Annotated in this window: 20 protein-coding genes and 1 tRNA gene; 17 read left to right on the forward strand and 4 right to left on the reverse strand. The window is 61.4% G+C overall.

Annotation, left to right across the window (positions count from 1 at the left end; translation table 11 throughout):
* Window positions 1-152: 152 nt before the first annotated feature.
* Genes pgaA through pgaD form a run of 4 tightly spaced genes read left to right on the forward strand, consistent with a single transcriptional unit; the run spans window position 153 to window position 6,533 of the window.
* Entirely contained in the window at window positions 153-2,636 is a 2,484-nt protein-coding gene (pgaA, locus tag ACOYXG_RS00225; RefSeq protein WP_460355216.1) for a poly-beta-1,6 N-acetyl-D-glucosamine export porin PgaA, read from the forward strand.
* Between the two features lie 12 nt (window positions 2,637-2,648).
* Window positions 2,649-4,646: a poly-beta-1,6-N-acetyl-D-glucosamine N-deacetylase PgaB gene (pgaB, locus tag ACOYXG_RS00230; protein ID WP_460355219.1), complete on the forward strand. Its 1,998-nt coding sequence runs from the start codon at window positions 2,649-2,651 to the stop codon at window positions 4,644-4,646.
* Window position 4,647: 1 nt separating this feature from the next.
* Complete coding sequence (gene pgaC, locus ACOYXG_RS00235) at window positions 4,648-6,003, forward strand: poly-beta-1,6-N-acetyl-D-glucosamine synthase (RefSeq protein ID WP_007961454.1); 1,356 nt, start codon at window positions 4,648-4,650, stop codon at window positions 6,001-6,003.
* On the forward strand, window positions 6,000-6,533 hold the full coding sequence (gene pgaD, locus ACOYXG_RS00240; RefSeq protein ID WP_027611135.1) for a poly-beta-1,6-N-acetyl-D-glucosamine biosynthesis protein PgaD: 534 nt from the start codon (window positions 6,000-6,002) through the stop codon (window positions 6,531-6,533). The genes pgaC and pgaD overlap by 4 nt, the downstream gene beginning before the upstream one ends.
* A 20-nt stretch (window positions 6,534-6,553) precedes the next feature.
* Here the strand turns inward: pgaD and ACOYXG_RS00245 are convergent, their stop codons facing one another.
* On the reverse strand, window positions 6,554-8,077 hold the full coding sequence (locus tag ACOYXG_RS00245; RefSeq protein ID WP_460355223.1) for an FAD-dependent oxidoreductase: 1,524 nt from the start codon (window positions 8,075-8,077) through the stop codon (window positions 6,554-6,556).
* Window positions 8,078-8,216: 139 nt separating this feature from the next.
* Between ACOYXG_RS00245 and ACOYXG_RS00250 the strand changes: the two genes are divergently transcribed.
* The 5 genes from ACOYXG_RS00250 to ACOYXG_RS00270 all read left to right on the forward strand — a co-directional run bounded on the left by ACOYXG_RS00250 (window position 8,217) and on the right by ACOYXG_RS00270 (window position 12,045).
* The gene (locus tag ACOYXG_RS00250; protein ID WP_097086808.1) at window positions 8,217-8,777 is read left to right on the forward strand and encodes a YbhB/YbcL family Raf kinase inhibitor-like protein; all 561 of its coding nucleotides are present in this window, start codon (window positions 8,217-8,219) and stop codon (window positions 8,775-8,777) included.
* Between the two features lie 88 nt (window positions 8,778-8,865).
* Window positions 8,866-10,551, forward strand: coding sequence for a vWA domain-containing protein (locus ACOYXG_RS00255; RefSeq protein WP_460355227.1), 1,686 nt, complete (start codon window positions 8,866-8,868; stop codon window positions 10,549-10,551).
* 29 nt (window positions 10,552-10,580) lie between these two features.
* The gene (locus ACOYXG_RS00260; RefSeq protein WP_257012801.1) at window positions 10,581-11,162 is read left to right on the forward strand and encodes an RNA polymerase sigma factor; all 582 of its coding nucleotides are present in this window, start codon (window positions 10,581-10,583) and stop codon (window positions 11,160-11,162) included.
* Window positions 11,159-11,758, forward strand: a complete 600-nt coding sequence (locus ACOYXG_RS00265; RefSeq protein WP_097086813.1) for a hypothetical protein — start codon at window positions 11,159-11,161, stop codon at window positions 11,756-11,758. Before ACOYXG_RS00260 ends, ACOYXG_RS00265 begins: the two co-directional genes overlap by 4 nt.
* 56 nt (window positions 11,759-11,814) lie before the next feature.
* A complete protein-coding gene (locus tag ACOYXG_RS00270; RefSeq protein ID WP_007963505.1) occupies window positions 11,815-12,045 on the forward strand; it encodes a hypothetical protein in 231 nt (76 codons plus the stop codon).
* 76 nt (window positions 12,046-12,121) lie between these two features.
* On the opposite strand, the gene ACOYXG_RS00275 is transcribed toward ACOYXG_RS00270, so the two are convergent.
* A tRNA-Arg gene (locus ACOYXG_RS00275) sits at window positions 12,122-12,198 on the reverse strand.
* 443 nt (window positions 12,199-12,641) lie between these two features.
* Here ACOYXG_RS00275 and gabD point away from each other — a divergent pair.
* The 3 genes from gabD to ACOYXG_RS00290 all read left to right on the forward strand — a co-directional run bounded on the left by gabD (window position 12,642) and on the right by ACOYXG_RS00290 (window position 16,899).
* Complete coding sequence (gene gabD / locus ACOYXG_RS00280) at window positions 12,642-14,084, forward strand: NADP-dependent succinate-semialdehyde dehydrogenase (RefSeq protein WP_096796912.1); 1,443 nt, start codon at window positions 12,642-12,644, stop codon at window positions 14,082-14,084.
* A gap of 185 nt (window positions 14,085-14,269) precedes the next feature.
* Entirely contained in the window at window positions 14,270-15,547 is a 1,278-nt protein-coding gene (gene gabT, locus ACOYXG_RS00285; protein WP_003220503.1) for a 4-aminobutyrate--2-oxoglutarate transaminase, read from the forward strand.
* Window positions 15,548-15,687: 140 nt separating this feature from the next.
* The gene (locus tag ACOYXG_RS00290) at window positions 15,688-16,899 is read left to right on the forward strand and encodes a response regulator (RefSeq protein WP_247268435.1); all 1,212 of its coding nucleotides are present in this window, start codon (window positions 15,688-15,690) and stop codon (window positions 16,897-16,899) included.
* 139 nt (window positions 16,900-17,038) lie between these two features.
* On the opposite strand, the gene ACOYXG_RS00295 is transcribed toward ACOYXG_RS00290, so the two are convergent.
* Together ACOYXG_RS00295 and desA are read right to left on the reverse strand one after the other, a co-directional pair.
* Window positions 17,039-18,028, reverse strand: a complete 990-nt coding sequence (locus tag ACOYXG_RS00295; protein ID WP_115988480.1) for a GGDEF domain-containing protein — start codon at window positions 18,026-18,028, stop codon at window positions 17,039-17,041.
* 247 nt (window positions 18,029-18,275) lie between these two features.
* Window positions 18,276-19,460, reverse strand: a complete 1,185-nt coding sequence (gene desA, locus ACOYXG_RS00300) for a delta-9 fatty acid desaturase DesA (RefSeq protein ID WP_027611144.1) — start codon at window positions 19,458-19,460, stop codon at window positions 18,276-18,278.
* A gap of 147 nt (window positions 19,461-19,607) precedes the next feature.
* On the opposite strand from desA, the gene dibA reads away from it, so the two are divergent.
* The 5 genes from dibA to cysW all read left to right on the forward strand — a co-directional run bounded on the left by dibA (window position 19,608) and on the right by cysW (window position 25,030).
* A complete protein-coding gene (dibA, locus tag ACOYXG_RS00305; RefSeq protein WP_097086819.1) occupies window positions 19,608-21,527 on the forward strand; it encodes a phosphodiesterase DibA in 1,920 nt (639 codons plus the stop codon).
* Window positions 21,528-21,835: 308 nt separating this feature from the next.
* A complete protein-coding gene (gene oscA, locus ACOYXG_RS00310) occupies window positions 21,836-22,018 on the forward strand; it encodes a sulfur starvation response protein OscA (protein ID WP_003220508.1) in 183 nt (60 codons plus the stop codon).
* A gap of 137 nt (window positions 22,019-22,155) precedes the next feature.
* Entirely contained in the window at window positions 22,156-23,169 is a 1,014-nt protein-coding gene (locus tag ACOYXG_RS00315) for a sulfate ABC transporter substrate-binding protein (RefSeq protein ID WP_027611146.1), read from the forward strand.
* Window positions 23,170-23,325: 156 nt separating this feature from the next.
* On the forward strand, window positions 23,326-24,144 hold the full coding sequence (gene cysT / locus ACOYXG_RS00320; RefSeq protein ID WP_027611147.1) for a sulfate ABC transporter permease subunit CysT: 819 nt from the start codon (window positions 23,326-23,328) through the stop codon (window positions 24,142-24,144).
* Window positions 24,145-24,157: 13 nt separating this feature from the next.
* Complete coding sequence (gene cysW, locus ACOYXG_RS00325; protein WP_003220512.1) at window positions 24,158-25,030, forward strand: sulfate ABC transporter permease subunit CysW; 873 nt, start codon at window positions 24,158-24,160, stop codon at window positions 25,028-25,030.

Here is a 25,030-nt window from a genome sequence, read left to right on the forward strand (position 1 = left end):
ATTCTGAACAATTATTGCGTTCTGGATATTCGACTACGCTTGCATGCAAGACTGCCTGACTAAGCTTGGCTGGGTCTCTTTTGACTCGGTCTCCGTTACGAATGGGCAAGGGGGGCATTGCGACCCGGCTGGCCATGTAAGGATGCTGACGAATGCCGCGTATTGATGTTCCTGTTTTACATCGTGGTTTACGCCCGTTGTTTCGCGTTGCGCTGTGCAGCCAGTTGCTCTGGCCGGCACTGGCGTTTGCCGATACGCCCTATGATCAGATGGTGCGTGATGCCCGTGCCGGGCAGACCACGCCTGCGCTGAACGTGCTGCGCCAGGTGCCACCGGGGCAATCGACCACCGGCCAGATCAGCGATCACCTGCAAATCGCCAGTTGGGCCGGCCTCGATGCCGAGGTGGTGCAGGTCTATGAGACCCAGGGCCGTGACCGGGTGCTGCCGGTGCAGGCACTGACCGCCACCGCACGCGCCTATCGCAACCTCAAGCGTTGGGAGCAGGCGACCCAGGTTTACAACAAGGCGCTGGCGCTGGAGCCGGACAACGCTGACCTGCAACTGGGGCTGGCGCTGACTCAGGCTGACTCGGGTAAACCCGACGAAGCCGTGACCCGCGCCAAGGCTCTGGTTGCCGCCAAACCCGACGATCCCTCACGCCGTCTCGCACTGGGCTATGCCCTGACCCGCGCCGGCAAGCAGTACGACGCACTGTTTGAATACGATCAGGCGTTCATGCGTGCCGGCAGCAAGCCGGAAGTCGCCCGTGAATACGTGGTCGCCCTGCAAAAGGCGCGGCTGCCGGAACCGGCGCTGCGCCTGGCCAATCAACGTCCGGGGCTGATCGACCCGGTCACCCTGCGCCGCCTCGAAGGTGATCTGGCTGCCGAACGCGTGCGTCTGGCCGAACTCGCCACCCGCAGCGAAAAAGAACGCTATGTGATCGCCGACCGCGCCTTGGCCGATTACGACAAATTGCTCGCCACCTGGACCCCGGACGCCAGCGCCCACGATGACGTGATTCGCTGGCGCATCGACCGCATGGGCGCACTCAAGGCGCGGGCGCGCACCGCCGACGTGATCAATGAATATCAGAAGCTGCAAAGCGAAGGCGTGAAGATTCCGACCTACGCCTTGCGCTGGGTGGCGGCGTCGTATCTGGATCAGCGCCAGCCGGAAGTCTCCACTGACCTGTATCGCCAGGTGCTGTCGGCCCCCGACGCTGATGTCGGTGATCGTCTCGAAGACACCACCGCGTTGTACTACTCGCTGCTGGAAAGCGACCGCGCCGATGAAGCGCGCAAAGTCGCCGAGGATCTGGCCAAGACCCAGAAGCCGCGCGTCGAACTCAAGGGCTTGCCGATCGGCAACCCCAACGACGAATGGATGGACGCCCAGCAGCTCGCGGCGCAGGCCGGTACCTACGGCTCTGACCTGCCGCACGGCGAGGAGCGCCTGCAGACATTGGTCGATCAGGCCCCGGGCAACCTCGGTTTGCGTCTGGCCCAGGCCGATCTGTACCTGGCCCGACAGTGGCCACGCCGCGCTGAAAACCAGCTCAAGGAAACCGAAAGCATGGCCCCGCGCGACATGGGCCTGGAACTGGCTCAGGCGCGCACCGCGATGACCCTGCAGGAATGGCGGCAAATGGATGCGCTGACCGATGACGTGGTCGCGCGTTTTCCCGACAACCGCCAGGTGCAACGCGCGGCCCGCGAGCGCGAAGTGCACGACATGTCCGAATTGCGCGTCGAAGCCTACGGTGGCAAGGCCAATGGGGGCGGCGGCAGCGGCGGTGCGGGCGCGGTCAGTGGCAGCCGCGATTTCGGCATCCAGAGCACCCTGTACAGCCCGCCGATCGATGAAGACTGGCGGGTGTTCGTTGGCGCCGGTTATGCCACCGGCGACTTCGCCGAAGGCACCGGTACCGACCGTTTCCAGCGCGTGGGCCTGGAACGTCGTACCCGCGACATGAGCCTGGAAGCCGAGGTCTCCAACCACAATTACGGTTATGGCGCCAAGCAGGGCGCGCGCATCGCGATTGCCCGCGACATCAACGATAACTGGCAGTACGGCGGCAGCTTCGCCTATCTGTCGGCCGAGACGCCGTTGCGTGCGCTCAACAGCGACATCAAGGCCAACGGCGGCAACGCGTTCATCCGCTGGCGCGCCAACGAGAGCCGCGAGTGGCGGCTGTCGGTCAGCCCGTCGCACTTCAGTGATGGCAACAACCGCCTCGAGGCCTTGCTCACCGGGCGCGAGGGTGTCTACAGCGCGCCGAACGTGCAGGTCGATGCCGGTCTGGAAGTCGGCACCAGCCACAACTCGAAATCCGATGACGTGCCGTACTTCAACCCGAAGTCGGACTTCAGCGTGATGCCGACGGTCAACGTCAACCATGTGCTTTACCACCGCTACGAAACATCCTGGAGCCAGCAATTCCAGGCGGGTGCGGGCACCTACAGCCAACGTGATCACGGCACCGGCGGCATGGCGATGCTCGGCTACGGTCAGCGTTATGCCTGGAACGATGTGTTCGAGGTGGGCGGCTTGTTCAGTGTGATCAACCGGCCCTACGACGGTGATCGGGAGACCGATCTGCGTCTGCTTGTCGACCTCACTTTCCGCTTCTAGAAGAGTTTGAAGATGCCTTTGATGACGCGTTTCATCCTTCTGCTGGGAGTGCTGCTGATCAGCGCCTGCGCCCAGCAAGCCCCGGCTTTCGCGCCGCCGTCGCAACGTCCGCTGGCGGCCAGTGAAAAACCCTGGCCGAAAAACCATGTGCTGGGCATCGCCTATCACGACGTCGAAGATCGCGACCCCGATCAGGCCGTGGTGGCCGTGCGCACCGAGCGTATGATCGAGCAACTGGCCTGGCTGCGCGAGAATGGCTACCAACCGGTCACCGTCGACCAGATCATGGCCGCGCGCAAGGGCGGCCCGGAACTGCCAGCCAAAGCGATCCTGCTCAGCTTCGACGACGGTTACTCAAGCTTCTATACCCGCGTGCTGCCGGTGCTGCGGGCCTACAACTGGCACGCCTTGCTGGCGCCGGTCGGCGTGTGGATCGACACCCCGCTCAATCAACCAGTGGATTTTGCCGGTGCACCCCGCGCACGCTCTGACTTCCTGACCTGGGATCAGGTGCGGGAAATCTCGCGGTCGGGTCTGGTGGAAATCGCCGCGCACACCGACGCCAACCACAAAGGCGTTCTTGCCAACCCGCAGGGCAACCTGCAGCCGGCGGCGGCGACGCGTCGCTACGATCCGCTCACCAAACGCTACGAATCCGAAGAGGAGTTCCGTGCCCGGATACGCAATGACGTCGTGGCCATCTCGGAAAAAATCCGCAAGGTCACCGGCAAAAAACCGCGCATCTGGGTCTGGCCGTACGGCACGGCGGACGGCACTTCGCTGACCGTAGTCGGCGAGCAGGGCTACGAAATGGCCCTGACCCTGGACGACGGTCTCGACGCCCTCGACAACCTGATGAGCAGCCCGCGCTTTTTGGTCGCCTCCGATCCTGATGGCGAGCATTTCGCCAACAGCATCGTCGCGGCGCAGTCGGATTTCACCATGCGTGTGGTGCATGTCGATCTGGATAACGTCTACGATCCGGATCCGGCGCAACAGGAAATCAACCTCGGCAAGCTGATCCAGCGCATGGCCGACATGGGCGCCAACACCGTGTTCCTGCAGGCCTTCGCCGATCCGAAGGGCGACGGACTGGTGCACTCGCTGTACTTTCCCAACCGTCACCTGCCGGTGCGCGCCGACATCTTTGACCGCGTTGCCTGGCAACTGCGGACTCGGGCGCACGTGAAAGTGTTCGCGTGGATGCCGGTGCTGAGTTTCGGCCTCGATTCGAAGCTGCCGCGTGTTACGCGCTGGGATCCGAAGACCGGCAGCACCTCGGTCGATCCGGGCCAGTATCAACGCCTGTCGCCATTCGATCCGCAAGTACGGCGGATCATCGGTGAAATCTACGAAGACGTGGCGCGCCTGACCTCGGTCGACGGCATTCTCTATCACGACGACGCGGTGCTCTCGGACTTCGAAGACGCCAGCCCCGAGGCCCTGAAGGCGTATGCCGCGCACGGCTTGCCGGGGTCCATTGCGGCGCTTCGCGATGATCCGGCTGCGATGCAGCGCTGGACGCGGTTCAAGAGCAAATACCTGATCGACTTCACCAATGAGCTGACCGCCAAGGTGCGTGCGATCCGTGGCCCGCAAGTGCTGACCGCACGCAACATCTTCGCCGAGCCGGTGCTCAATCCCGAGAGCGAAGCCTGGTTTGCGCAGAACCTCGACGACTTCCTCGTGACCTACGACTGGACGGCGCCGATGGCCATGCCGCTGATGGAAAAACAGACCCAGGCGCAATCCGGCCCGTGGCTTGAAGAACTGGTGGCGAAGATCAAACAGCGCCCCGGTGCACTGGATCGCACAGTCTTCGAACTGCAGGCCCGCGACTGGACGAAAAAGGATCAGGCCGACATCGACGGCGCCCAATTGGCCGACTGGATGGGCCGGCTCAAGCGTCAGGGTGCGACCAGTTTCGGTTACTACCCGGACAACTTCCTCGACAACCTGCCGGACCTGAAAACCGTAAGGCCTGCGCTCTCCAACAAATGGAACCCATGACATGCTGGATAGACTGTTAGCCCTGCTTGTTCTGGCGCTCGTCCTCGGCGTGCCGCTGGGGTTGATCTTCCTGGTCACCGGGCAATTCCTGATGGACTTCGTGTTCTTCTACCCGTTGTTCATGTCCGGCCTGTGGATTGCCGGCGGCCTGTATTTCTGGCTGCACTGGGAACGCCACTGGCCATGGAAGGACGACACTTTGCCGCCGCCACTGGAAGGCGAGCCGCTGATCTCGATCCTGATCCCTTGCTACAACGAAGGCGAAAACGCTGCCGACACGATTCACGCGGCGTTGGCCCAGCACTACCCGAACATCGAAGTCATCGCGATCAACGACGGCTCCAAGGACAACACCGCCGAAGTGCTCGACCGGCTCGCCCAGGAAGACCCACGCCTGCGGGTGCTGCATCTGGCAGAAAACCAGGGCAAGGCTGTGGCCCTGCGCATGGGTGCGATTGCTGCGCGCAGCGAATATCTGGTGTGCATCGACGGTGACGCGCTGCTGGCGCCGAACACGGCGGCCTATCTGGTGGCGCCGATGCTCGACAACGCGCGGCTTGGCGCAGTGACCGGCAACCCACGGATTCGCACACGTTCGACGCTGGTCGGGCGGGTGCAGGTCGGCGAGTTCTCGTCGATCATCGGTCTGATCAAGCGTACGCAACGGGTGTTCGGGCGGATCTTCACCGTGTCCGGGGTGATCGTCGCGTTTCGTCGTACCGCGTTGAACCGGGTCGGCTACTGGAGCCCGGACATGATCACCGAAGACATCGACATCAGCTGGAAGCTGCAACTCGATCACTGGAGCATCTTCTACGAGCCGCGCGCGCTGTGCTGGATCCTCATGCCGGAAACCCTGCGCGGTCTGTGGAAGCAGCGCCTGCGCTGGGCCCAGGGCGGTGCCGAGGTGCTGTTCAAGAACATTCGCGGGATCTGGCAGTACCGTCATCGTTATTTGTGGCCACTGCTGTTCGAGTACTGCCTGTCGACCGGGTGGGCCTTCACCTTCCTGCTATCGGTGATCTTTTGGGGCGTGGGCAAGTTCGTGGTCATGCCGGAATCGATTGCCGTGCATCACCTGATGCCCCCGGCGTTCACCGGCCTGTTGCTGGCGTTCGTCTGCCTGGTGCAATTCGCGGTCAGCATCATCATCGACCGGCGCTATGAACCGGGTCTGGGCCGAACCATGTTCTGGGTGGTCTGGTATCCGATCGCGTTCTGGCTGGTCAGCCTGCTCACCACCTTGGTCAGTTTCCCCAAAGTGCTGTTTGGTCAACACCAGAAGCGTGCGCGTTGGGTCAGCCCTGACCGGGGTATCAAACCGGTCGGCGACGACGAAGAGGAGGTCATCAAATGAAAATCATCCGGACCCGGCAGCGGCCCTTCCTGGTGGTGGTCGATGTGGTCCTCACCGTACTGGCCTGGGTCGGCCTGCTGTTTCTGCTGATTCGCGGACTGTGGCCGTTGATCGAGACCCACGCCGGTGGGCCGCGCATCGATAATTCGGCATTCGAGGCTCTGGGTACGTTGCAGATCTACCTGTGGGTGGCGCTGGTCAACGCAGTGATCCTGATTGGTTGGGCGCGTTATCAACAGCGCAAAAGCAGAAGCTTCGCCCAGCGTCGCTTGCCGGCACCGGTGGTCGATGATGAAGGGCTGAGCAAGAGCTTCCGCCTGTGCGATGACCGCCTGGAGAAGCTGCGCACACCCGGGGTGATGACCATCCACAACGACCAGGAAGGTGATATCAGCCATGTGGTGCTGAACTTTCGTCCACTGGCACCGACGGAATTGCCGCCACCGCTGGCGCCGCTGGAACATCCACGGGTGATCTTTCTGCACGCCGAGGATGACGCAAACCGTGATCCGATAAATCGGCCCACCTGAGTTTCCACATCGTCGAGCGTTCAACTGCGAATCAGCCGCCAAGCCTCCTCCATGGTGAGCGGCTGCTTCATCCGTTCGGCCAACATCGCCATGGCCCGTTCTTCCTCGCAAGCCACGGCGGCAACCACCACGCCGTTGTGGCCGAACAGGCCAATAAAGGGCGGATGCTCGGGCTCGCCTTTGAACTCGATTTCATCCCACTGGCTGGCGTGGCCCAGGTAGTCGTAGTTCCTGCCGAAGTGCCAGGTCCAGAAAAACGGCACATCCAGATAATGCTCATCGGCGCCCAACATGTTGGCGGCAGCGATGCGTGCGTGCTGCTGGGCCAGGCGCCAATGTTCGATGCGTTGCGGCTGGCCGCTCAGGGTGAACGTGGCGATATCGCCAATCGCCCATAGACCTTCGCAGACCCGCAGGCCGGCATCGACGCGCAGTGACTGGTCTTTCTCCCTTGGCAGCGAAGCGAACGCTTCTGTGGCCGGATGCACACCAACCCCCGCCAGCACCAGATCCGCCGAAACGCGCAAACCGTTGTCCAGCAGAACCGCCTCGACTTTGCCATCACCGGTGATTTCCCGGGCTTCGTGATCGGTGATGAATTTCACCCCGTGTTGTTCGTGGAGCGCGCGGATCGCCTTGCCCACCGCTTCGCCGAACTGCGCGGTAAACGGGATGGCGTGGCGGGCGATGACCGTGACGTCGAGGCCGAACTGACGCAGGGCCGAGGCGCATTCGAGGGCGATAAAGCTGTCGCCGATGATCAGCGCCCGCTGCTCGGGTTTGGCGGTGCGCATGATCTGTTCGGCCTGGGCTTTCGAGCGCAGGACGAACACCTGCGGCAGGTCGGCGCCGGGCAGTTGCAACGGATTAGGCTCGCCGCCGGTGGCGAGCACCGCGGCGTCGTAACCAAGGGTCTGGCCATCCTTCAAATGCAGGGTTTTCGTTGTTGCGTCGAGGGCCGAAATTTCGCCTTGCCGGCGTTCGATGCGCTGCTCCTTATAAAAGCTTTCATCGCGCAGCGGCGGGTTTTCCTGCGCCGACATCTCGCCGGCGAGGACGAATTTGCTCAGCACCGTGCGGTCGTAACCGGCGTCCGCTTCGCGGTCGATCATGACGATCCGGCCGCCGAAACCTTTTTCCCGCAGAGCTGCCGCACATGCCGTGCCCGCTGCACCTGCGCCGACAATCACAAAGGTGCGTGAATCATCGGCCGGAGGCGTGTGCGCATCCGGCAGCGGTTGATCATCGACCCAGACCTCATCGCCACGTAACTCCAGCGGATAACGCTTGAGGCTGTCGAGGGCCGGTGGCTCGCACAACGCGCCGTCTTCGACGCGAAATGCGGCTTTGTGCCAAGGACAGATCAGGCGTCCGTTGCACAGCGCGCCGTCAGCCAGTGGCGCCCCGGCATGTGGGCATTCGCCCTGAAATGCGCGCAGTTGGCCATTGGCGTGGAGCAGGACAATCTTGCGGTCGCCGATTTCGACTTGCAGGCCACGGTCTTCGGGGACATCGGCGACACGGGCGACACGGTGCAGGCTCATGTTCGTGCTCCTGACAGGCATTTCTCTTACGAGTTTGCGCCGCAGTGCGAGGTTCAGCCAATTGCCACTGCCAAGGTACGAACGGTACAGCTATAGTTTGCAGGCCGACGAAGGCCCAACTGCACAAGGTGCTCCCGGAATGACCCGATTGACCTCTCTCAACCCTTGGCTGGCGGCTGTCGCCGTCGCCCTTTGCGTGCAGTTTCCGGCGCAGGCGGCCGAGCGCTTTACCCTCGACATCCCCGGTGTCTCGGACAATCGCCTGTTCACCTCGGCCGCCGCGAGCGATGCGGCCGGTTGCGGTGGCAAGAACCAGTCCCCGGCACTGGCCTGGAACGCCGGGCCTGCCGGCACTCTGAGCTACGCGATCGTCATGCACGACCCGGACGGTCAGAAAGGTGCTGGCGTCGATCACTGGATTCACTACGGCATCAAGGCCACCACCCGGCAGATCCCGGCCGGTGTCGGCGCCAAATCCGCTCTCGAAGGCTTGGGAGGTACCAACAGTAAAGGCACCACCCATTACATCGGGCCGTGCCCACCGGTTGGCGACAGCGCCCACCACTACATCATTCAGATTTACGCCCTGGATCTGGCCCCGGACGCCTTGCCCGCCGGCCTGACCCGCGCCGAACTGATGGACAAAATCAAAGGCCACGTACTGCGAAACAGCAGCGTGGTACGGCGTTATCACCGCTGAAAAAATTTTCAGCGGCGTTTAACCCGATCTGAAAGGGCTGCCCGTCTCAGTGGATGAATGGATCACTTTCATCCCGAGGTCAGCCCCCATGTCCCGCTCCCTGCCTTTTCTGCGACCCGTTGCCGTCGGTGTATTGTTGACCGTCGCCGGTTGCGGCGTGTCTTCCAATCCCGAATCGGCTGCCGTTCCGGCGCCAGCCCAGCCACAGGCATCGATTGAGCATGAAGCGCTCGCTGCCGACAGTGTGCTGCCCAAACGCAGCGCACGTGCGATGTCGATTGCCAGTTTCGCGGCGATGCCCGCCCAGGAAAGTTATCCACAAGGCTATCGCGACGAGCAGCGCGAGCAGTATCAGGCGCTGGCCGACAACCCGATCCACAGCGTGGACGAGGCTCCGGTCTCGACCTTCAGCGCTGACGTCGATACGGGCGCCTACGCCAATGTCCGGCGTTTGCTCAATCAAGGGCGTTTACCACCTGAAGGCGCGGTGCGACTGGAAGAGATGGTCAATTACTTTCCCTACAACTATGCTCTGCCCAGCGATGGTTCGCCCTTCGGCGTAACCACCGAACTGGCCGCCACGCCATGGAATCCGCACACCCGCCTGCTGCGCATCGGCATCAAGGCCTCTGACCGGGCTGTGGCGGAACTGGCTCCGGCGAATCTGGTGTTTCTGGTGGATGTGTCCGGCTCGATGGATCGCCGCGAAGGGCTGCCACTGGTCAAAAGCACATTGAAACTGCTGGTCGATCAGTTGCGCGAGGAGGATCGGGTGTCGCTGGTGGTGTATGCCGGCGAATCCCGCGTGGTGCTGCAGCCGACTTCCGGACGCGACAAGGCGAAAATTCGCACAGCCATCGAGCAATTGACCGCAAGCGGTTCAACCGCTGGCGCGTCGGGCATCGAACTGGCCTATCAAATGGCGCAGCAGGCGTTCATTCCCAAAGGCATCAACCGCATCCTGTTGGCCACCGACGGTGACTTCAACGTCGGCGTCAGCGACTTCGACAGCCTCAAGCAAATGGCTGTGGATAAACGCAAAACCGGGATATCCCTGACCACCCTGGGTTTCGGTGTGGATAACTACAATGAACACGTGATGGAGCAACTGGCCGACGCCGGCGACGGCAACTACGCCTACATCGACAACCTGCGCGAGGCGCGCAAAGTGCTGGTGGATCAACTCGGTTCGACCCTGGCGGTGGTGGCAAAAAACGTCAAATTGCAGGTGGAATTCAACCCGGCGCAGGTCAGTGAATATCGCCTGCTTGGCTACGAAAACCGCACCTTGAAGCGTGAGGATTTCAGCAATGACAAAGTCGATGCCGGTGAAGTAGGCGCAGGACACACCGTGACCGCGCTGTATGAAATTGTTCCGGCAGGTGAGCAGGGCTGGCTGGAACCGCTGCGCTACGGTAAATCGGAGAAGGTGGTTGCTGCGAAGGATGGAGAATTGGCGATGCTGCGTGTGCGTTATCAACAGCCTGAAGGTGGGAAAAGTCTGCTGATCGAGCGGCCGATTGCCAATAAGGTCGCACCGGCCAGCGAGGACCTGCGTTTCGCGGCGGCGGTGGCGGCGTTTTCCCAGCAGCTCAAGGACGCTCGCTACGCTGGCGACTTCGGCCTGAAAGACACCGAAGCACTGGCCCGTGGCGCTCGCGGCGACGACCGCTTCGGCTTGCGCAACGAGTTCGTGCAACTGGTGGAACTGGCGCAAAGCCTGCGCGCCTCAACCGCATCGAATGCGATGCCCACTGAGCGACGGATTGAATAGTGAGCCGATTGAAAGGCTTCATCAGTCAGCTGTTTGCTACGCCAGACAGCGCGGCCGCCAGCAGCGATGAAACGCTGCTGGCGCGTTATCGCGAGGGCGACGGCGCGGCGTTCGAGATTCTGTACGCGCGCCATCGTCAGGGTTTGTATCGGTTTCTGCTCGGATTGAGCGGCAAACCGGAACTGGCTGACGAAGTCTTTCAGGACACCTGGCTGAGCCTGATCCGCAGCACCAGTCAGCCACAGGGACGGGCGACGTTTCGTACATGGCTGTTCCAGATTGCGCGCAATCGGCTGATCGATCACTGGCGCAAACACGGCGCACATCAGCCGCTGCACGACAGCTACGACGAACAGCTGCATGCGATTGGCGACGAGACCAATGATCCCGAACAATTACTGAACCTCAGCCGCGACAGCCAGCGCCTGGAAAGCGCTCTGCAAACCTTGCCTGCCGATCAGCGCGAAGTGTTCCTGCTGCGTGCCCACGGCGACCTCGACCTGGCACAAATCGCCAGCCTCACCGAAACACCGCTGGAAACCGTCAAGAGCCGCTTGCGCTACGCCCAGCAAAAACTGCGTCGGCTGCTGGCCGAGGAGGTACTGACATGACTGACGCCCGCCAGACACCCGAAGATCCCGTGATCAAACATGTGCGCCAACAGCACAACGTTGAACCGCCGGCGCACCTTGATGCGTTCATCCTCAATGCTGCTAACCGCGAAACCCCGGTGCCCAAGCCAAGCCTGTGGCAACGCTGGCTGAAGGCCTGTCAGAAACTGCGCTGGCAGGTCGCCTTCGCCAGCCTGGTCGGTGTGGCACTGATGCTGTCGCTGGTGCCACACACGCCGGAACCACAACCGCAATTCGACTTCGCCCCGGCGGCCAAACCGGCCGCGCCATTGGCGCGCAAACAAGCCCCGGAAGCGCAATCACTGGCCGCTCCGCCCGCTGCGGCCATGTCCGCGCCGGCACCGATGATGGAAATGGCCGAGCCGATGCAAAGCGACGCGATCAGCGCCGACGAAGCCAGACTCAGCAAACGCGCCGCCCCCCCGGCCAACGGCCTGGATGAGCAACTGCGCGAAGTCCTGCGCCTGCGCGACTCCGGCCAGTCGCAAGCCGCTGACGCGCTATACAACAACCTGCACAAACGCTACCCCGGCGTGGACCTCGACCGGCGACTCGAAAAAATCCGCCAGAACTGACCGCTTGTTCACCCAGCCATTTGGCATTGCCCGGCAAAAACGCGCACTATCGGGCCATGGCTGAAGCGCTGGAGAACAAAGTGGCAGCAAAAATCGACCGCATCGCCCAACTCCTCAACTGCCCGCAGAAGGGCGAGGAGATGCGGCGCGCGATTACCGAGGCGCGCAAGGAGTTTCTGCTGAACCAGTCGGAAGAAGACGTCGTGGAAGAAGACGAGGTTTTTGAGGAGGTTGGGGAAGAAGAGGAAGACGACGATTACGATGAGTTTGACTGGACGACGGAGTGACCGTCGTTGCATGAAACACCGCGCCCACAAAAAAGCCCCGGACCATCACAGTCCGGGGCTTTCTCGTTTCAATTCATGGCGCACCAGGCGGGATTCGAACCCACGACCCCTGCCTTCGGAGGGCAGTACTCTATCCAGCTGAGCTACTGGTGCAGCGGGCGACATCATACCTAGGTCGGCTCGGGGCGTCCATGCCGGGTTTTGGCGGGTTTTGTCAGTGCGCGTGTCGGTGTGAAACGCTGCATTCCTTAAAGCTGTAACGTCCTGCAAAACCCTCGCTTGGCGCTTTTTCCTGGCTGTTCTATGGTTTGGCTGCGGCCGGGGCTTTTTGCTCGTTGATCTGAAAAAACCAGCAAACGCTGGGTTTTTGTTCTTTTTTTCGAACGACCTATTGTCCTTTACCCCCTTTGCTCCTACGATCCGTTTGAGATTTCAAACGCTCTTTGACGGGGTGTGGATGCGCAGATGCTGTGAATAACGCACGATCGCTGCGCCTCACCCGGTAGATGATTTCCCTGACGGCAGCCTTGCGAGGCGCCTTTCTACAATCATAATTTTGCTCCGCGCAGGCCGCGGTGCTGTTAAGGAAAGCCGACATGCAGCTTAAAGATACCCAGTTGTTCCGCCAGCAAGCCTTCATTGATGGCGCTTGGGTCGATGCGGACAACGGTCAGACGATCAAGGTCAACAACCCGGCCACCGGCGAAATTCTCGGTACCGTCCCGAAAATGGGCGCCGCCGAAACCCGCCGCGCCATCGAAGCCGCTGACAAAGCGCTGCCGGCCTGGCGTGCACTGACCGCCAAGGAGCGTGCAGGCAAGCTGCGTCGCTGGTTCGAACTGATGATCGAGAACCAGGACGACCTCGCGCGCCTGATGACCCTCGAGCAAGGCAAGCCGCTGGCCGAAGCCAAGGGCGAAATCGTTTACGCGGCTTCGTTCATCGAGTGGTTCGCCGAAGAAGCCAAGCGTATCTACGGCGACGTGATTCCGGGCCACCAGCCGGACAAGCGTCTGATCGTGATCAAGCAGCCGATCGGCGTTACTGCTGCCATCACCCCGTGGAACTTCCCGGCGGCGATGATCACCCGTAAAGCCGGCCCTGCGCTGGCCGCCGGTTGCACCATGGTGCTCAAGCCGGCTTCGCAAACCCCATTCTCCGCCTTCGCTCTGGCTGAACTGGCCCAGCGTGCCGGCATCCCTAAAGGTGTGTTCAGCGTGGTCTCCGGCAGCGCCGGCGACATCGGCAGCGAGCTGACCAGCAACCCGATCGTGCGCAAGCTGTCCTTCACCGGCTCGACCGAAATCGGCCGTCAGCTGATGTCGGAATGCGCCAAGGACATCAAGAAAGTCTCGCTGGAACTGGGCGGCAACGCGCCGTTCATCGTGTTCGACGACGCGGATCTGGATAAGGCCGTCGAAGGCGCGATCATTTCCAAGTACCGCAACAACGGCCAGACCTGCGTCTGCGCCAACCGTCTGTACATTCAGGATTCGGTCTACGACGCGTTCGCCGAGAAGCTGAAAGTGGCGGTGGCCAAGCTGAAGATCGGCAACGGTCTGGAAGAAGGCACCACCACTGGCCCGCTGATCGACGAAAAAGCCGTGGCCAAGGTGCAAGAGCATATCGCTGACGCCGTGGCCAAAGGCGCCACCGTGCTGGCCGGTGGCAAGCCGATGGAAGGCAACTTCTTCGAGCCGACCATCCTGACCAACGTGCCGAAAAACGCGGCTGTCGCCAAGGAAGAAACCTTCGGCCCGCTGGCGCCGCTGTTCCGCTTCAAAGACGAAGCCGAAGTGATCGCCATGTCCAACGACACCGAGTTCGGTCTGGCGTCCTACTTCTACGCTCGTGACCTCGGTCGTGTGTTCCGTGTAGCGGAAGCCCTGGAATACGGCATGGTCGGCGTCAACACCGGGCTGATCTCCAACGAAGTCGCGCCGTTTGGCGGCATCAAGGCCTCGGGCCTGGGCCGTGAGGGCTCCAAGTACGGCATCGAGGATTACCTGGAAATCAAATACCTCTGCCTGGGCATCTAAGCCGGGAAAGGGATCGCTGCAAACGCAAAGGGCACGAGAGCGCTGTCCCTTTGCGTCGTTTCAAACCGGAATTTTCTCTGCGGCCGGGAACGCCGTGGCAGTCGATCATCGCATGCTGCCACCGCCGATTCCTCCCGCTTAATCCTTGAGCCACGCCGCCCGATGAGCGGTGAATGAGGACTGTAATGAGCAAGACTAACGCTGAACTGATGGCCCGTCGTACCGCAGCTGTTCCACGTGGTGTTGGCCAGATTCACCCGATCTTCGCTGAATCGGCGAAAAACGCTACCGTGACTGACGTTGAAGGTCGTGAGTTCATCGACTTCGCCGGCGGTATCGCTGTGCTGAACACCGGCCACGTGCACCCGAAAATCATCGCCGCCGTGACCGAACAGCTGAACAAGCTGACCCACACATGCTTCCAGGTACTGGCCTACGAACCGTACGTAGAGCTGTGCGAAAAGATCAACGCCAAGGTGCCAGGTGATTTCGCCAAGAAAACCCTGCTGGTGACCACCGGTTCCGAAGCCGTGGAAAACGCCGTGAAAATCGCCCGTGCCGCCACTGGCCGTGCCGGCGTGATCGCCTTCACCGGTGCTTACCACGGTCGCACCATGATGACCCTGGGCCTGACCGGTAAGGTCGTGCCTTACTCGGCCGGCATGGGCCTGATGCCAGGCGGCATCTTCCGCGCGCTGTACCCGAACGAACTGCACGGTGTGAGCATCGACGACTCGATCGCTTCCATCGAACGCATCTTCAAGAACGACGCCGAGCCGAAAGACATCGCCGCGATCATCATCGAGCCTGTGCAGGGTGAAGGTGGTTTCTACGTCGCGCCGAAAGAATTCATGAAGCGTCTGCGTGCCCTGTGCGACCAGCACGGCATCCTGCTGATCGCTGACGAAGTGCAGACCGGCGCTGGCCGTACCGGCACCTTCTTCGCCATGGAACAGATGGGCGTTGCTGCCGATCTGACCACCTTCGCCAAATCCATCGCTGGCGGCTTCCCGCTGGCCGGTGTCTGCGGCAAAGCCGAATACATGGACGCCATCGCTCCGGGCGGCCTGGGTGGCACCTACGCCGGTAGCCCGATCGCTTGCGCTGCGGCGCTGGCCGTGATGGAAGTGTTCGAAGAAGAGCAACTGCTGGATCGCTGCAAGGCTGTCGGCGAGCGTCTGGTAACCGGTCTGAAGGCCATCCAGGCCAAGTACCCGGTGATCGGTGAAGTGCGTGCGCTGGGCGCGATGATCGCGGTCGAGCTGTTCGAAAACGGCGACAGCCACAAGCCAAACCCGACCGCCGTTGCGGCTGTGGTGGCCAAGGCGCGCGACAAGGGCCTGATCCTGCTGTCCTGCGGCACCTACGGCAACGTGCTGCGCGTTCTCGTACCGCTGACCTCGCCGGACGAGCAACTGGACAAAGGCCTGGCGATCATCGAAGAGTGCTTCTCGGAGCTGTAAGCTCCGGCGCTGTGTGATCCGTTCGACAAAAAACCCGCTTCGGCGGGTTTTTTTATGCCCCTGATACACATCAAACGCTTTTGCGCTGTATCGATAGGCCGGCATTGGCTAAGGTTCAGGCATTGCAAGGGAGAGCGCGCATGACCGCCGTTGATTTACCCGCCGTACCCCGAGTGCTGATTGCCGAGGCCGATCCGTGGTCTCGTGACCTGCTTAAACAAGTGTTGCTCAACGTGCGCTGTGATGCGCGGCTGGACTTGTGTGCCGATGGCCAGCAAGCCATGTCGTTACTCAGCGAAGTGCCTTATGACCTGGCCATTGTCGATTGGGAGTTGCCCGGTATCGATGGCTTGAGCGTGCTGCGCAGCGTGCGCCAGCGCAAACGCAATCCGCCGCTGCCGTTCATTCTGATGAGCAGTCGCAACGACAGCGCCAGCGTGCGCGAAGCCATCCCGTTGGCCCCGACGGCCTATCTGACCAAACCGCTGAACATGGAAAGTCTGACCGAGCGGCTGCAGGGTTTGCTGCTGAATGCGGGTGAAGAGGTGTTCTGCGAAGTGCCGACGCTGGCGCCGGGCATGACCTTGTCGGTGTTCCTTGAGCGGCGTCGCGAGCAGGCCGACGGCGCGCCATTGATGACCGATGTGCAAGTGGCGGTCAAACGCAGCCTCAACCCCAATGGCCTCGACCTGAAGCTTCTGGAAGAAGAGATCCGCACCGATCCGCAGATCACCGCCGTGCTGATCGCGGCCGCCAACAGCGCGGCACAGCATCATGGCGCGGCGGTGCAGACCCTGGCGCAGGCGTTGCATCGCCTCGGCACCGGACAGAGCATGAACCTGATCCTCGGCCTGGCGCTCAAACGCAGCGCCAGACTCAGTGACCCGTGCCTGGCGGACTACGCCGAGCGCTACTGGGGGCTGTCGCTGCACACGGCGGAATACGCCCGCACCCTGGCGCGCCTGCTCGATCTGGATCAGGAGCGCTGCTACTGCGCGGGCATGCTGCATCGTCTCGGTGACCTGGCGTTGCTGCGTTGTTTGCAGGAGTGGAAGCAGGCTGGCGGCGAGCTGGATGAGTGGGAGGAGGTCGGTGACGCGCTGGCGGAGTTTGGCGCGGCCTACGGTTCGGCGCTGCGGACACGCTGGCGCCTGCCGCTGGAGCTGCGCGAGTTGATTGCGTCGGTCTACCAGCTCGGTGGCGGGGTCTATTCCCGGGAAGCGTTGGTGATGAACATGGCGGCGCAGATGGCCCGTCTGACCGAGCATGAGGGCATTGAGGAGCTGGCCAGGAGTCGTACGGCGCGGCTGCTGAAGATCGGGCTGCCGGAATTGATGCGGATGCGTAAATAACCTGACTTTTCACAAAACCCTGTGGGAGCGGGCTTGCTCGCGAAGGAGGTGTGTCAGCCAACATAAATGCTGAATGACCTACCGCCTTCGCGAGCAAGCCCGCTCCCACATTGGATATTGGGGTGGCTTAAATTCTGGATCAGGCAGAAATGATCCGGTTCTTGCCCTGCCGTTTTGCCTCGTACATGGCCGCATCCGCTCTGGCGAACAGGCTCTCGAGACTGTCGTCGCCATCCCTGAGGCTGGTCAGGCCCTGGCTGACGGTGATGCCGAATGTCTGCCCCTCGTGGTTGAAACTCAGGCGCTGAATCTCCTGCTGCAGCCGCTCGGCCACTTGCAGCGCCATGTCCGGTGCGCAACCGGGAAACACCGCAGCGAACTCCTCGCCGCCAATGCGCCCGAACAGATCGCCCCGGCGTAACGACCCACGTCCGCATTCGGCGATCCGTTGCAGCACGTTGTCACCCGCCGGGTGGCCGTAGCTGTCGTTGATCAGCTTGAAATCATCGATGTCCAGCAGCAGGAAGGCCAGTGGTGCACCTTGCAGGCGCGCCTCTTCGAACTCGCGGTTGGCGCATTCGAAGAAGTGTCGGCGGTTGCTGCTCTGGGTCAGCACGTCGGTGGTCGCCAGGCGATGCAGCTCGGTTTCCATGTGCTTCTTGTCGGTGATGTCTTCGGCGATGCCGACGATGATCACCGGTTGCCCGGGTTCGTCCTGACGGTTGATGAAGCACTTGTCGCTGAGCCAGCGCACCTGACCGTCGGCGGCGATGATCCGGTACTCGCGGTCTTCCACAGCACCTTTTTGCAGCACTTCGGCAAGGCTGCGTTCGGCATAGTCGAGGTCGTCGGGGTAGATGCTGTCGCGCCACTGGTTGTAGTCGGCCAGCAACAGGCCTGCGGAGCGACCGAAAATCCGCTCGTAGGCAGGGCTGACATACAGCACCTGACGGGTTTCCCAATTGAACGCCCAGAGCACCGCGTTGACGCTCACCAGTAATGAACTGAACAGTTGTTCGCGCTCGCTCAGCCGGGCGACTTCGCCTTGAGCGTGCATCAGCGCCATCAGGGTTTGCGCGGCCTCGGGCCACTGCGCAAGGGATGAGTCTTTTTGATTGTTGTTGACCATCGGCACATTTCTCAAAAGGTGTGCCGCAATTTCGACAACGGCCACAGTACAGCCCGCCGGGGTGGCGAAGTGTCTTTGAGATAGGGCTTTCGGTGCTAAGTTCCGCGCTTTTGTAGAGAGGGAGCCTGCTCCCGCCGGGCGGTAGAGATGACGCGTTTCAGCAATGAGAACGCGTCGACAAATTTGCGGTAGCTGCGCTACCGATCGGGGATGAATCCCCTCGCCACAGGGGATTCGTTCATGGCGGTCAGGCTGCGGCGGGGCGCAGCGAGTAGGTTTTCAGCTGGTCGGCGAATTCACGCAGGGACTGGATGCCGCTGGCTTCGGCCTCGTGCACCCATTCCTTGATGGCGGCGAGCATGTCGTGGCCATTGGCGCTGGTCTTGACCCAGATCTGCTGCAGGGCCAGGCGTTTTTCGTAAATGACCTTCAGCGCCTGGCTGTGCTCGAGCATGTTCTGGATGCGCAAGTGATGACGATCTTCCAGCAGGCTGGTTTCCCGCGACAGCAGGCGTTTGGCCCGATGGAATTGATGGCGTACCGAATGATCGACCTTGTCCAGCTCCTGCTTGACCAGCGGGCCGATCACCAATTTGCGGTACTGGGCCATGATCTGGAAGCGGTTGTTGAGGATCGCCATGGCGGTATCCATGTCCAGATGGCCCTTGCCTTCGACGCGGTGGGCGATCGGTGCCACACGCTGCACCTTGGCCAGACCGAAGAAGCTGAAGACCTTGATCCACGCCCAGCCGAGGTCGAACTCCCACTTCTTCACCGACAGCTTGGCCGAGTTGGGGTAGGTGTGATGGTTGTTGTGCAGTTCTTCGCCGCCGATCAGGATGCCCCACGGCACCAGATTGGTCGCCGCGTCGCGGCATTCGAAGTTGCGGTAGCCGATGGCGTGACCCAGACCGTTGACCACGCCGGCGGCCCAGACCGGGATCCACATCATCTGGATCGCCCAGATGGTGATGCCGATGGTGCCGAACAGCAGCAGGTCGATGACGCCCATGATCGCCACACCCAGCAACGGGTAGCGGCTGTAGAGGTTGCGTTCGATCCAGTCTTCGGGGCAGTTCTTGCCGTAGATGCGCAGGGTCTCCGGGTTCTCGGCTTCGGCGCGATACAGCTCGGCGCCTTTGCGCAGCACGGTGGACAGACCCTTGATGACCGGGCTGTGCGGGTCATCTTCGGTTTCGCATTTGGCGTGGTGTTTGCGGTGGATGGCAGTCCACTCGCGGGTGTTCTGCGCCGTGGTCAGCCACAGCCAGAAACGGAAAAAGTGTTTCAGGCCGGCATTCAGCTCGAGCGAGCGATGGGCCGAGTAACGGTGCAGATAGACCGTGACGGCGACAATTGTCACGTGGGTCATCAGCAGGGTGACCGCGACCAGAGACCAGGCCGACAAGCCAAGAAAACCTTCGTACCACATAGGCTATAGGGCCCTCGATAAAGATAAAAACAGCCGTTGCATTATCACCAAGCACACAGATAAAACCAGTCGCCCTTTCAGATAAGAGTCGCTGGATGTTTCTTGACCTATAATTCCAACCTTTTTTGTAGGGACATGGACAGCCGAATGCCTGCCACTTACCGCGATGCCTTGCGTGCAGCGCTGCTTTACCTGTTGCTTGCCGTGGTCTGGCTGCAGGGAACTGGTTACTTATTGAACAGTTTCTTTGATGAGTCTGTCGATCTGCAGCGATGGCAACTGATCAACGGTTACGTCTGGGCTGCCGTCAGCGCTGGCCTGATTTTCCTGGCACGGGCCAGATTGTGCGAATTTCTCGGCATTGGTGCGCGGCTACGCGAGCGTCAGTCTGACCGTGAACGCTTGCGTCAGGCGGCAGCCGTGTTCGATTGCACCCGCGAAGGGGTGCTGGTCACCAACCGTCAGGGCCTGATCGTGCACGTCAACCGTGCGTTCATGGAAATCACCGGCTACCAGTACGACGAAGTTCTCGGCCATCAGCCAAGCCTGTTCAAGTCCGGCCACCATCCGCCGGGCTTTTACCAGGCGATGTTCGCCACGCTGGAGAGCGAGGGCGAATGGAGCGGTGAGATCTGGAACCGACGCAAGAGCGGCGAGATTTATCCACAGTGGCAGACCATCCGCGTGATTCACGATGATCAGGGCCGGCTCAGCCACTACGTGGCGGTGTTTTCCGACATCAGTGCGATCAAGGACTCCGAACACGAACTCAAGCACCTTGCCCACCACGATCCGCTGACCGACCTGCCGAATCGCCTGTTGTTCAGCGACCGCGCCGAGCAGGCGCTGGCCTCGGCGCAGATCCACAAGCGTGGCTGCGCCCTGCTGATGATCGATCTGGATCACTTCAAGATGATCAACGACAGCCTCGGGCACAACGTCGGCGATCGCCTGCTCAAAGCGGTGGCGGCGCGCCTGCAGGACCTGTTCGGCCCCGGAATCACCCTGGCACGGCTCGGCGGTGACGAATTCGCGGTGCTGGCGGAAAGTTGTCCACAACTGGTTCAGGCAGCGGCGCTGGCCCAGCGCATTCTCGATGCACTGAAGGAACCGTTCAGCATCGAGCGGCACCAGCTGTTCATCAACGCCAGTATCGGTATCAGCCTGTTCCCCAGCGACGCGTTGAGTGCCGATCAATTGCTGCGCAACGCCGACGCCGCGCTGTTCAAGGCCAAGAGCAGCGGCCGCAACGGCTACGCGCTGTACACCGAAGAGTTGACCGCCCATGCGCAGCAACGGGTCGAGATTGCCTTCGAGCTGCGTCGCGCGCTGGAGCAACAGGAGCTGCGGGTCTATTACCAACCGGTTCACGATTTGCGCAGCAGTCGCCTGATCGGCGTCGAAGCGCTGGTGCGCTGGCAGCACCCACAGCGGGGGTTGGTGTCGCCGGCGGAATTCATTCCGATTGCCGAACGCACCGGGCTGATTGCCGAGATCGACGCCTGGGTGATGCGCCAGGCGTGTTCGCAGATGTGTCAATGGCAGCAGGCCGGGATTGTGTTGTCGTTTGTCGCGGTGAATGTGTCGTCGCGCCTGTTTGCCCGGCGTGAGCTGTATCAGCAGGTGGCGCAGGTGCTGCACGAGACCGGGCTGGATCCGGCGTATCTGGAGCTGGAAGTCACCGAAAGCGCGGTGATGGATGACCCGGAAGTGGCGCTGGAGCAGATGCATCGCTTGCGTGAATTGGGCATTCGCTTGGCCATCGATGACTTTGGCACTGGGTACTCGTCGTTGTTGCGGCTCAAGCGCTTGCCGGTGCAGAAGCTCAAGATCGATCAGGGTTTTGTCGCCGGTCTGCCGTGGGACGAGGACGACGCAGCCATCGTTCGCGTGATCGTCGCCCTGGCTCGCAGCATGGGCATGCAGGTGCATGCCGAAGGCATCGAGCAGGCCGAGCAGGCGGCGTTTCTGCTGGAGCAGGAATGTGATCTGGGGCAGGGGTACTGGTTTGGGCGGCCGGTGTCGGCGGGGGAGATTGATTGGGCGAAAGCCCCTGTTATCGGTTAACAGTCCTGTCATGGCTGACACAAAAACCTGTGGTGAGGGGATTCATCCCCGATGGGTCGCGCAGCGGCCCTGAAAAACAGGGACTGCTACGCAGTCCATCGGGGATGAATCCCTCACTACAAGGTTTCATACAGGCTTCAAACTCGTTGAACACCGCGCAAACCCTTGCCCCGTCAGATAATGTTTTCTAGTTATATAAACATTCTTAAATAGTCTTTTTAAGAATATCTGCGCCTCTCTTATATTGCTCCCACGCCGAACGCAGTGCCGCCCACTGCCAGGCACATCCCATTCAAAGGAGCAGCACCATGAGCGCATCCCTTCGCAGCGTTGACGGTCAGGACGAAACCACCATCTTGCGTGAAATCCAGAGCGCCCTGCGCGATCTGCGGTTTGGCGCGGTGGAGATCACTGTGCACAACGCCCAGGTCGTGCAGATCGAACGCAAAGAGAAATTCCGTTTGCAGCAGCCGGGTAACAAGCCGAGCTGAAAAAGATCGCAGCCTGCGCCAGCTTTTGCAGGGGGCTGTGCGCAAGCGCTGGCGCAGGCGGCGATCTTTGAATGAGCAACCCGATTCCAGCAACACATAAGAAAAAGCCACCACCAAGAATTCCAGGAGCTTTCACCATGTCGTCGATTCGCCGTTACGCTTTGGCCGCCCTGGCCAGCGCTGTGTTTGCCGGTTCCGCGGTTGCCAAGGATTACGAACTACTCAACGTGTCGTATGACCCGACGCGCGAGCTGTATCAGGACTACAACGCCGAATTCATCAAGTTCTGGCAGAAGGATCATGCCGGCGACACCGTGAAAATCCAGCAATCTCACGGCGGTTCGGGCAAGCAGGGCCGCGCGGTGATCGACGGTCTGCGCGCCGACGTCGTGACCCTGGCACTGGCCGGCGACATCGACGAAATCGCCAAGCTCGGCAAGACCCTGCCGGCCGACTGGCAGAAGCGTCTGCCGGACGCCAGCACCCCGTACACCTCAACCATCGTGTTCCTGGTGCGCAAGGGCAACCCGAAAGGCATCAAGGACTGGGGCGACCTGGTCAAGAACGACGTCTCGGTGATCACCCCGAACCCGAAAACCTCCGGTGGTGCACGCTGGAACTTTCTCGCCGCGTGGGCCTATGGCCTGAAAGCCAACGGCGGCAGCGAAGAAAAAGCCAAAGAATACGTACAGACCCTGTTCAAGCACGTGCCTGTGCTGGACACCGGCGCTCGTGGCTCGACCATCACCTTCGTCAACAACGGTCAGGGTGACGTGTTGCTGGCCTGGGAAAACGAAGCGTTCCTGGCGTTGAAAGAAGACGGCGGCGCTGACAAGTTCGACATCGTCGTGCCGTCGCTGTCGATTCTGGCCGAGCCACCGGTGGCGGTGGTCGACAAGAACGCCGAGAAAAAGGGCAACGAACAGATTGCCGAAGCTTACTTGAAGCACCTGTACAGCCCGGCCGGTCAGGAGATCGCCGCGAAGAACTTCTACCGTCCACGCGACAAGGACGTGGCGGCGAAGTACGCCCAGCAGTTCCCGAAACTGGAACTGGTGACCATCGACAAGGACTTCGGCGGCTGGAAATCCGCCCAGCCGAAATTCTTCAACGACGGTGGCGTGTTCGACCAGATCTATCAGGCGCAGTAATCTGACCCACAATGAGCCTGATGCTCGGGCACTAAACCATGTGGGAGCGGGCTTGCTCGCGAAGACGGTGTGTCAGACGACTTGAATGTTGAATGATAGGGCCTCTTCGCGAGCAAGCCCGCTCCCACATTGATGCGTTTTCAACCAAGGACTTTTATGTCGCGTCGTATCTCCCCCGTCATACCCGGCTTCGGGCTGACGCTGGGCTACACCTTGGTGTACCTCAGCCTGATTGTGCTTATCCCGCTGGCGGCGATGTTCGTCCACGCCGCCCAACTCACCTGGGATCAGTTCTGGACGATCATCACCGCGCCACGCGTACTGGCAGCCTTGAAGCTGAGCTTTGGCACCGCGCTGTGTGCGGCGATCATCAACGGCATCATCGGTACGCTATTGGCCTGGGTGCTGGTGCGCTACACCTTCCCCGGGCGCAAGGTGATCGACGCGATGATCGACCTGCCGTTCGCCCTGCCGACGGCGGTGGCCGGTATCGCCCTGACCGCGCTGTACACCCCGACCGGTCTGGTCGGCCAGTTTGCTGCCGACCTCGGTTTCAAGATCGCCTACACCCCGCTGGGCATCACCCTCGCGCTGACTTTCGTCACCCTGCCGTTCGTGGTGCGCACGGTGCAGCCGGTACTGGCTGACATTCCCCGTGAAGTCGAAGAGGCCGCTGCCTGCCTTGGCGCGAAACCTTTGCAGGTGTTCCGCCATATCCTCCTGCCAGCGCTGTTGCCCGCCTGGCTGACCGGATTTGCCCTGGCCTTTGCCCGCGGTGTCGGTGAGTACGGCTCGGTGATTTTCATCGCCGGCAACATGCCGATGAAAACCGAGATCCTGCCGCTGCTGATCATGGTCAAGCTCGATCAATACGATTACACCGGCGCCACTTCCATCGGCGTGCTGATGCTGGTGGTTTCCTTCGTCCTGTTGCTGCTGATCAACTTGCTGCAGCGGCGCATCGAAACCCCATAAGGAGGCGCGAACCATGTCCCAATCGTCTATTGCGGCCGCGTCCTCGGCCAACGCTGCACGCCGTGGCAGTGCTACTTCACGGCGCGTGCTGATCGGTCTCGGCTGGCTGATTTTTTTCCTGTTTCTGGTACTGCCGCTGTTCATCGTGGTGTCGCAAGGTTTGAAGAACGGCCTCGGCGCGTTCTTCACCGCGATCTTTGAACCGGACGCCTTGTCGGCACTGAAACTCACGGTGATCGCCGTGCTGATTTCGGTGCCGCTGAACCTGGTGTTCGGCGTCAGCGCCGCGTGGTGCGTGAGCAAGTATTCGTTCCGTGGCAAGAGCATGCTGGTGACGCTGATCGACCTGCCGTTCTCGGTGTCGCCGGTGATCGCAGGTCTGGTCTACGTGCTGATGTTCGGCGCTCAGGGCCTGTTCGGGCCTTGGCTGCAGGATCATGACATCCAGATCGTCTTCGCCCTGCCGGGCATCGTGCTGGCGACGATCTTCGTCACCGTGCCGTTCGTGGCCCGCGAACTGATCCCGCTGATGCAGGAACAAGGCACGCAGGAAGAAGAAGCCGCGCGCCTGCTCGGCGCTAATGGCTGGCAGATGTTCTGGCATGTCACCGTCCCCAACATAAAGTGGGGTCTGATCTATGGCGTGGTGCTGTGTACCGCGCGGGCCATGGGTGAGTTCGGTGCGGTGTCGGTGGTTTCCGGGCACATTCGCGGGGTGACCAACACCTTGCCGCTGCACGTCGAGATCCTCTACAACGAATACAACCACGTGGCCGCGTTCGCCGTGGCGAGCCTGTTGCTGATCCTGGCGCTCTTCATCCTGCTGCTCAAGCAGTGGAGCGAAAACCGTATCAACCGCCTGCGCGCCAGCGCCGCGGAGGAATAA

It is taken from the genome of Pseudomonas sp. G3-39 (assembly GCF_054790485.1).

Bases quoted from the DNA above. Each gene is read 5' to 3' on its own strand.
- ACOYXG_RS00315 (WP_027611146.1), top strand. From the start codon at position 22,156: ATGTCGTCGATTCGCCGTTACGCTTTGGCCGCCCTGGCCAGCGCTGTG.
- ACOYXG_RS00245 (WP_460355223.1), bottom strand. From the start codon at position 8,077: ATGAGCCTGCACCGTGTCGCCCGTGTCGCCGATGTCCCCGAAGACCGT.
- ACOYXG_RS00265 (WP_097086813.1), top strand. From the start codon at position 11,159: ATGACTGACGCCCGCCAGACACCCGAAGATCCCGTGATCAAACATGTG.
- pgaA (WP_460355216.1), top strand. From the start codon at position 153: ATGCCGCGTATTGATGTTCCTGTTTTACATCGTGGTTTACGCCCGTTG.
- ACOYXG_RS00270 (WP_007963505.1), top strand. From the start codon at position 11,815: ATGGCTGAAGCGCTGGAGAACAAAGTGGCAGCAAAAATCGACCGCATC.
- oscA (WP_003220508.1), top strand. From the start codon at position 21,836: ATGAGCGCATCCCTTCGCAGCGTTGACGGTCAGGACGAAACCACCATC.
- ACOYXG_RS00290 (WP_247268435.1), top strand. From the start codon at position 15,688: ATGACCGCCGTTGATTTACCCGCCGTACCCCGAGTGCTGATTGCCGAG.
- gabD (WP_096796912.1), top strand. From the start codon at position 12,642: ATGCAGCTTAAAGATACCCAGTTGTTCCGCCAGCAAGCCTTCATTGAT.
- dibA (WP_097086819.1), top strand. From the start codon at position 19,608: ATGCCTGCCACTTACCGCGATGCCTTGCGTGCAGCGCTGCTTTACCTG.
- ACOYXG_RS00295 (WP_115988480.1), bottom strand. From the start codon at position 18,028: ATGGTCAACAACAATCAAAAAGACTCATCCCTTGCGCAGTGGCCCGAG.
- desA (WP_027611144.1), bottom strand. From the start codon at position 19,460: ATGTGGTACGAAGGTTTTCTTGGCTTGTCGGCCTGGTCTCTGGTCGCG.
- pgaC (WP_007961454.1), top strand. From the start codon at position 4,648: ATGCTGGATAGACTGTTAGCCCTGCTTGTTCTGGCGCTCGTCCTCGGC.
- ACOYXG_RS00255 (WP_460355227.1), top strand. From the start codon at position 8,866: ATGTCCCGCTCCCTGCCTTTTCTGCGACCCGTTGCCGTCGGTGTATTG.
- cysW (WP_003220512.1), top strand. From the start codon at position 24,158: ATGTCCCAATCGTCTATTGCGGCCGCGTCCTCGGCCAACGCTGCACGC.
- pgaB (WP_460355219.1), top strand. From the start codon at position 2,649: ATGCCTTTGATGACGCGTTTCATCCTTCTGCTGGGAGTGCTGCTGATC.
- cysT (WP_027611147.1), top strand. From the start codon at position 23,326: ATGTCGCGTCGTATCTCCCCCGTCATACCCGGCTTCGGGCTGACGCTG.
- gabT (WP_003220503.1), top strand. From the start codon at position 14,270: ATGAGCAAGACTAACGCTGAACTGATGGCCCGTCGTACCGCAGCTGTT.
- pgaD (WP_027611135.1), top strand. From the start codon at position 6,000: ATGAAAATCATCCGGACCCGGCAGCGGCCCTTCCTGGTGGTGGTCGAT.
- ACOYXG_RS00250 (WP_097086808.1), top strand. From the start codon at position 8,217: ATGACCCGATTGACCTCTCTCAACCCTTGGCTGGCGGCTGTCGCCGTC.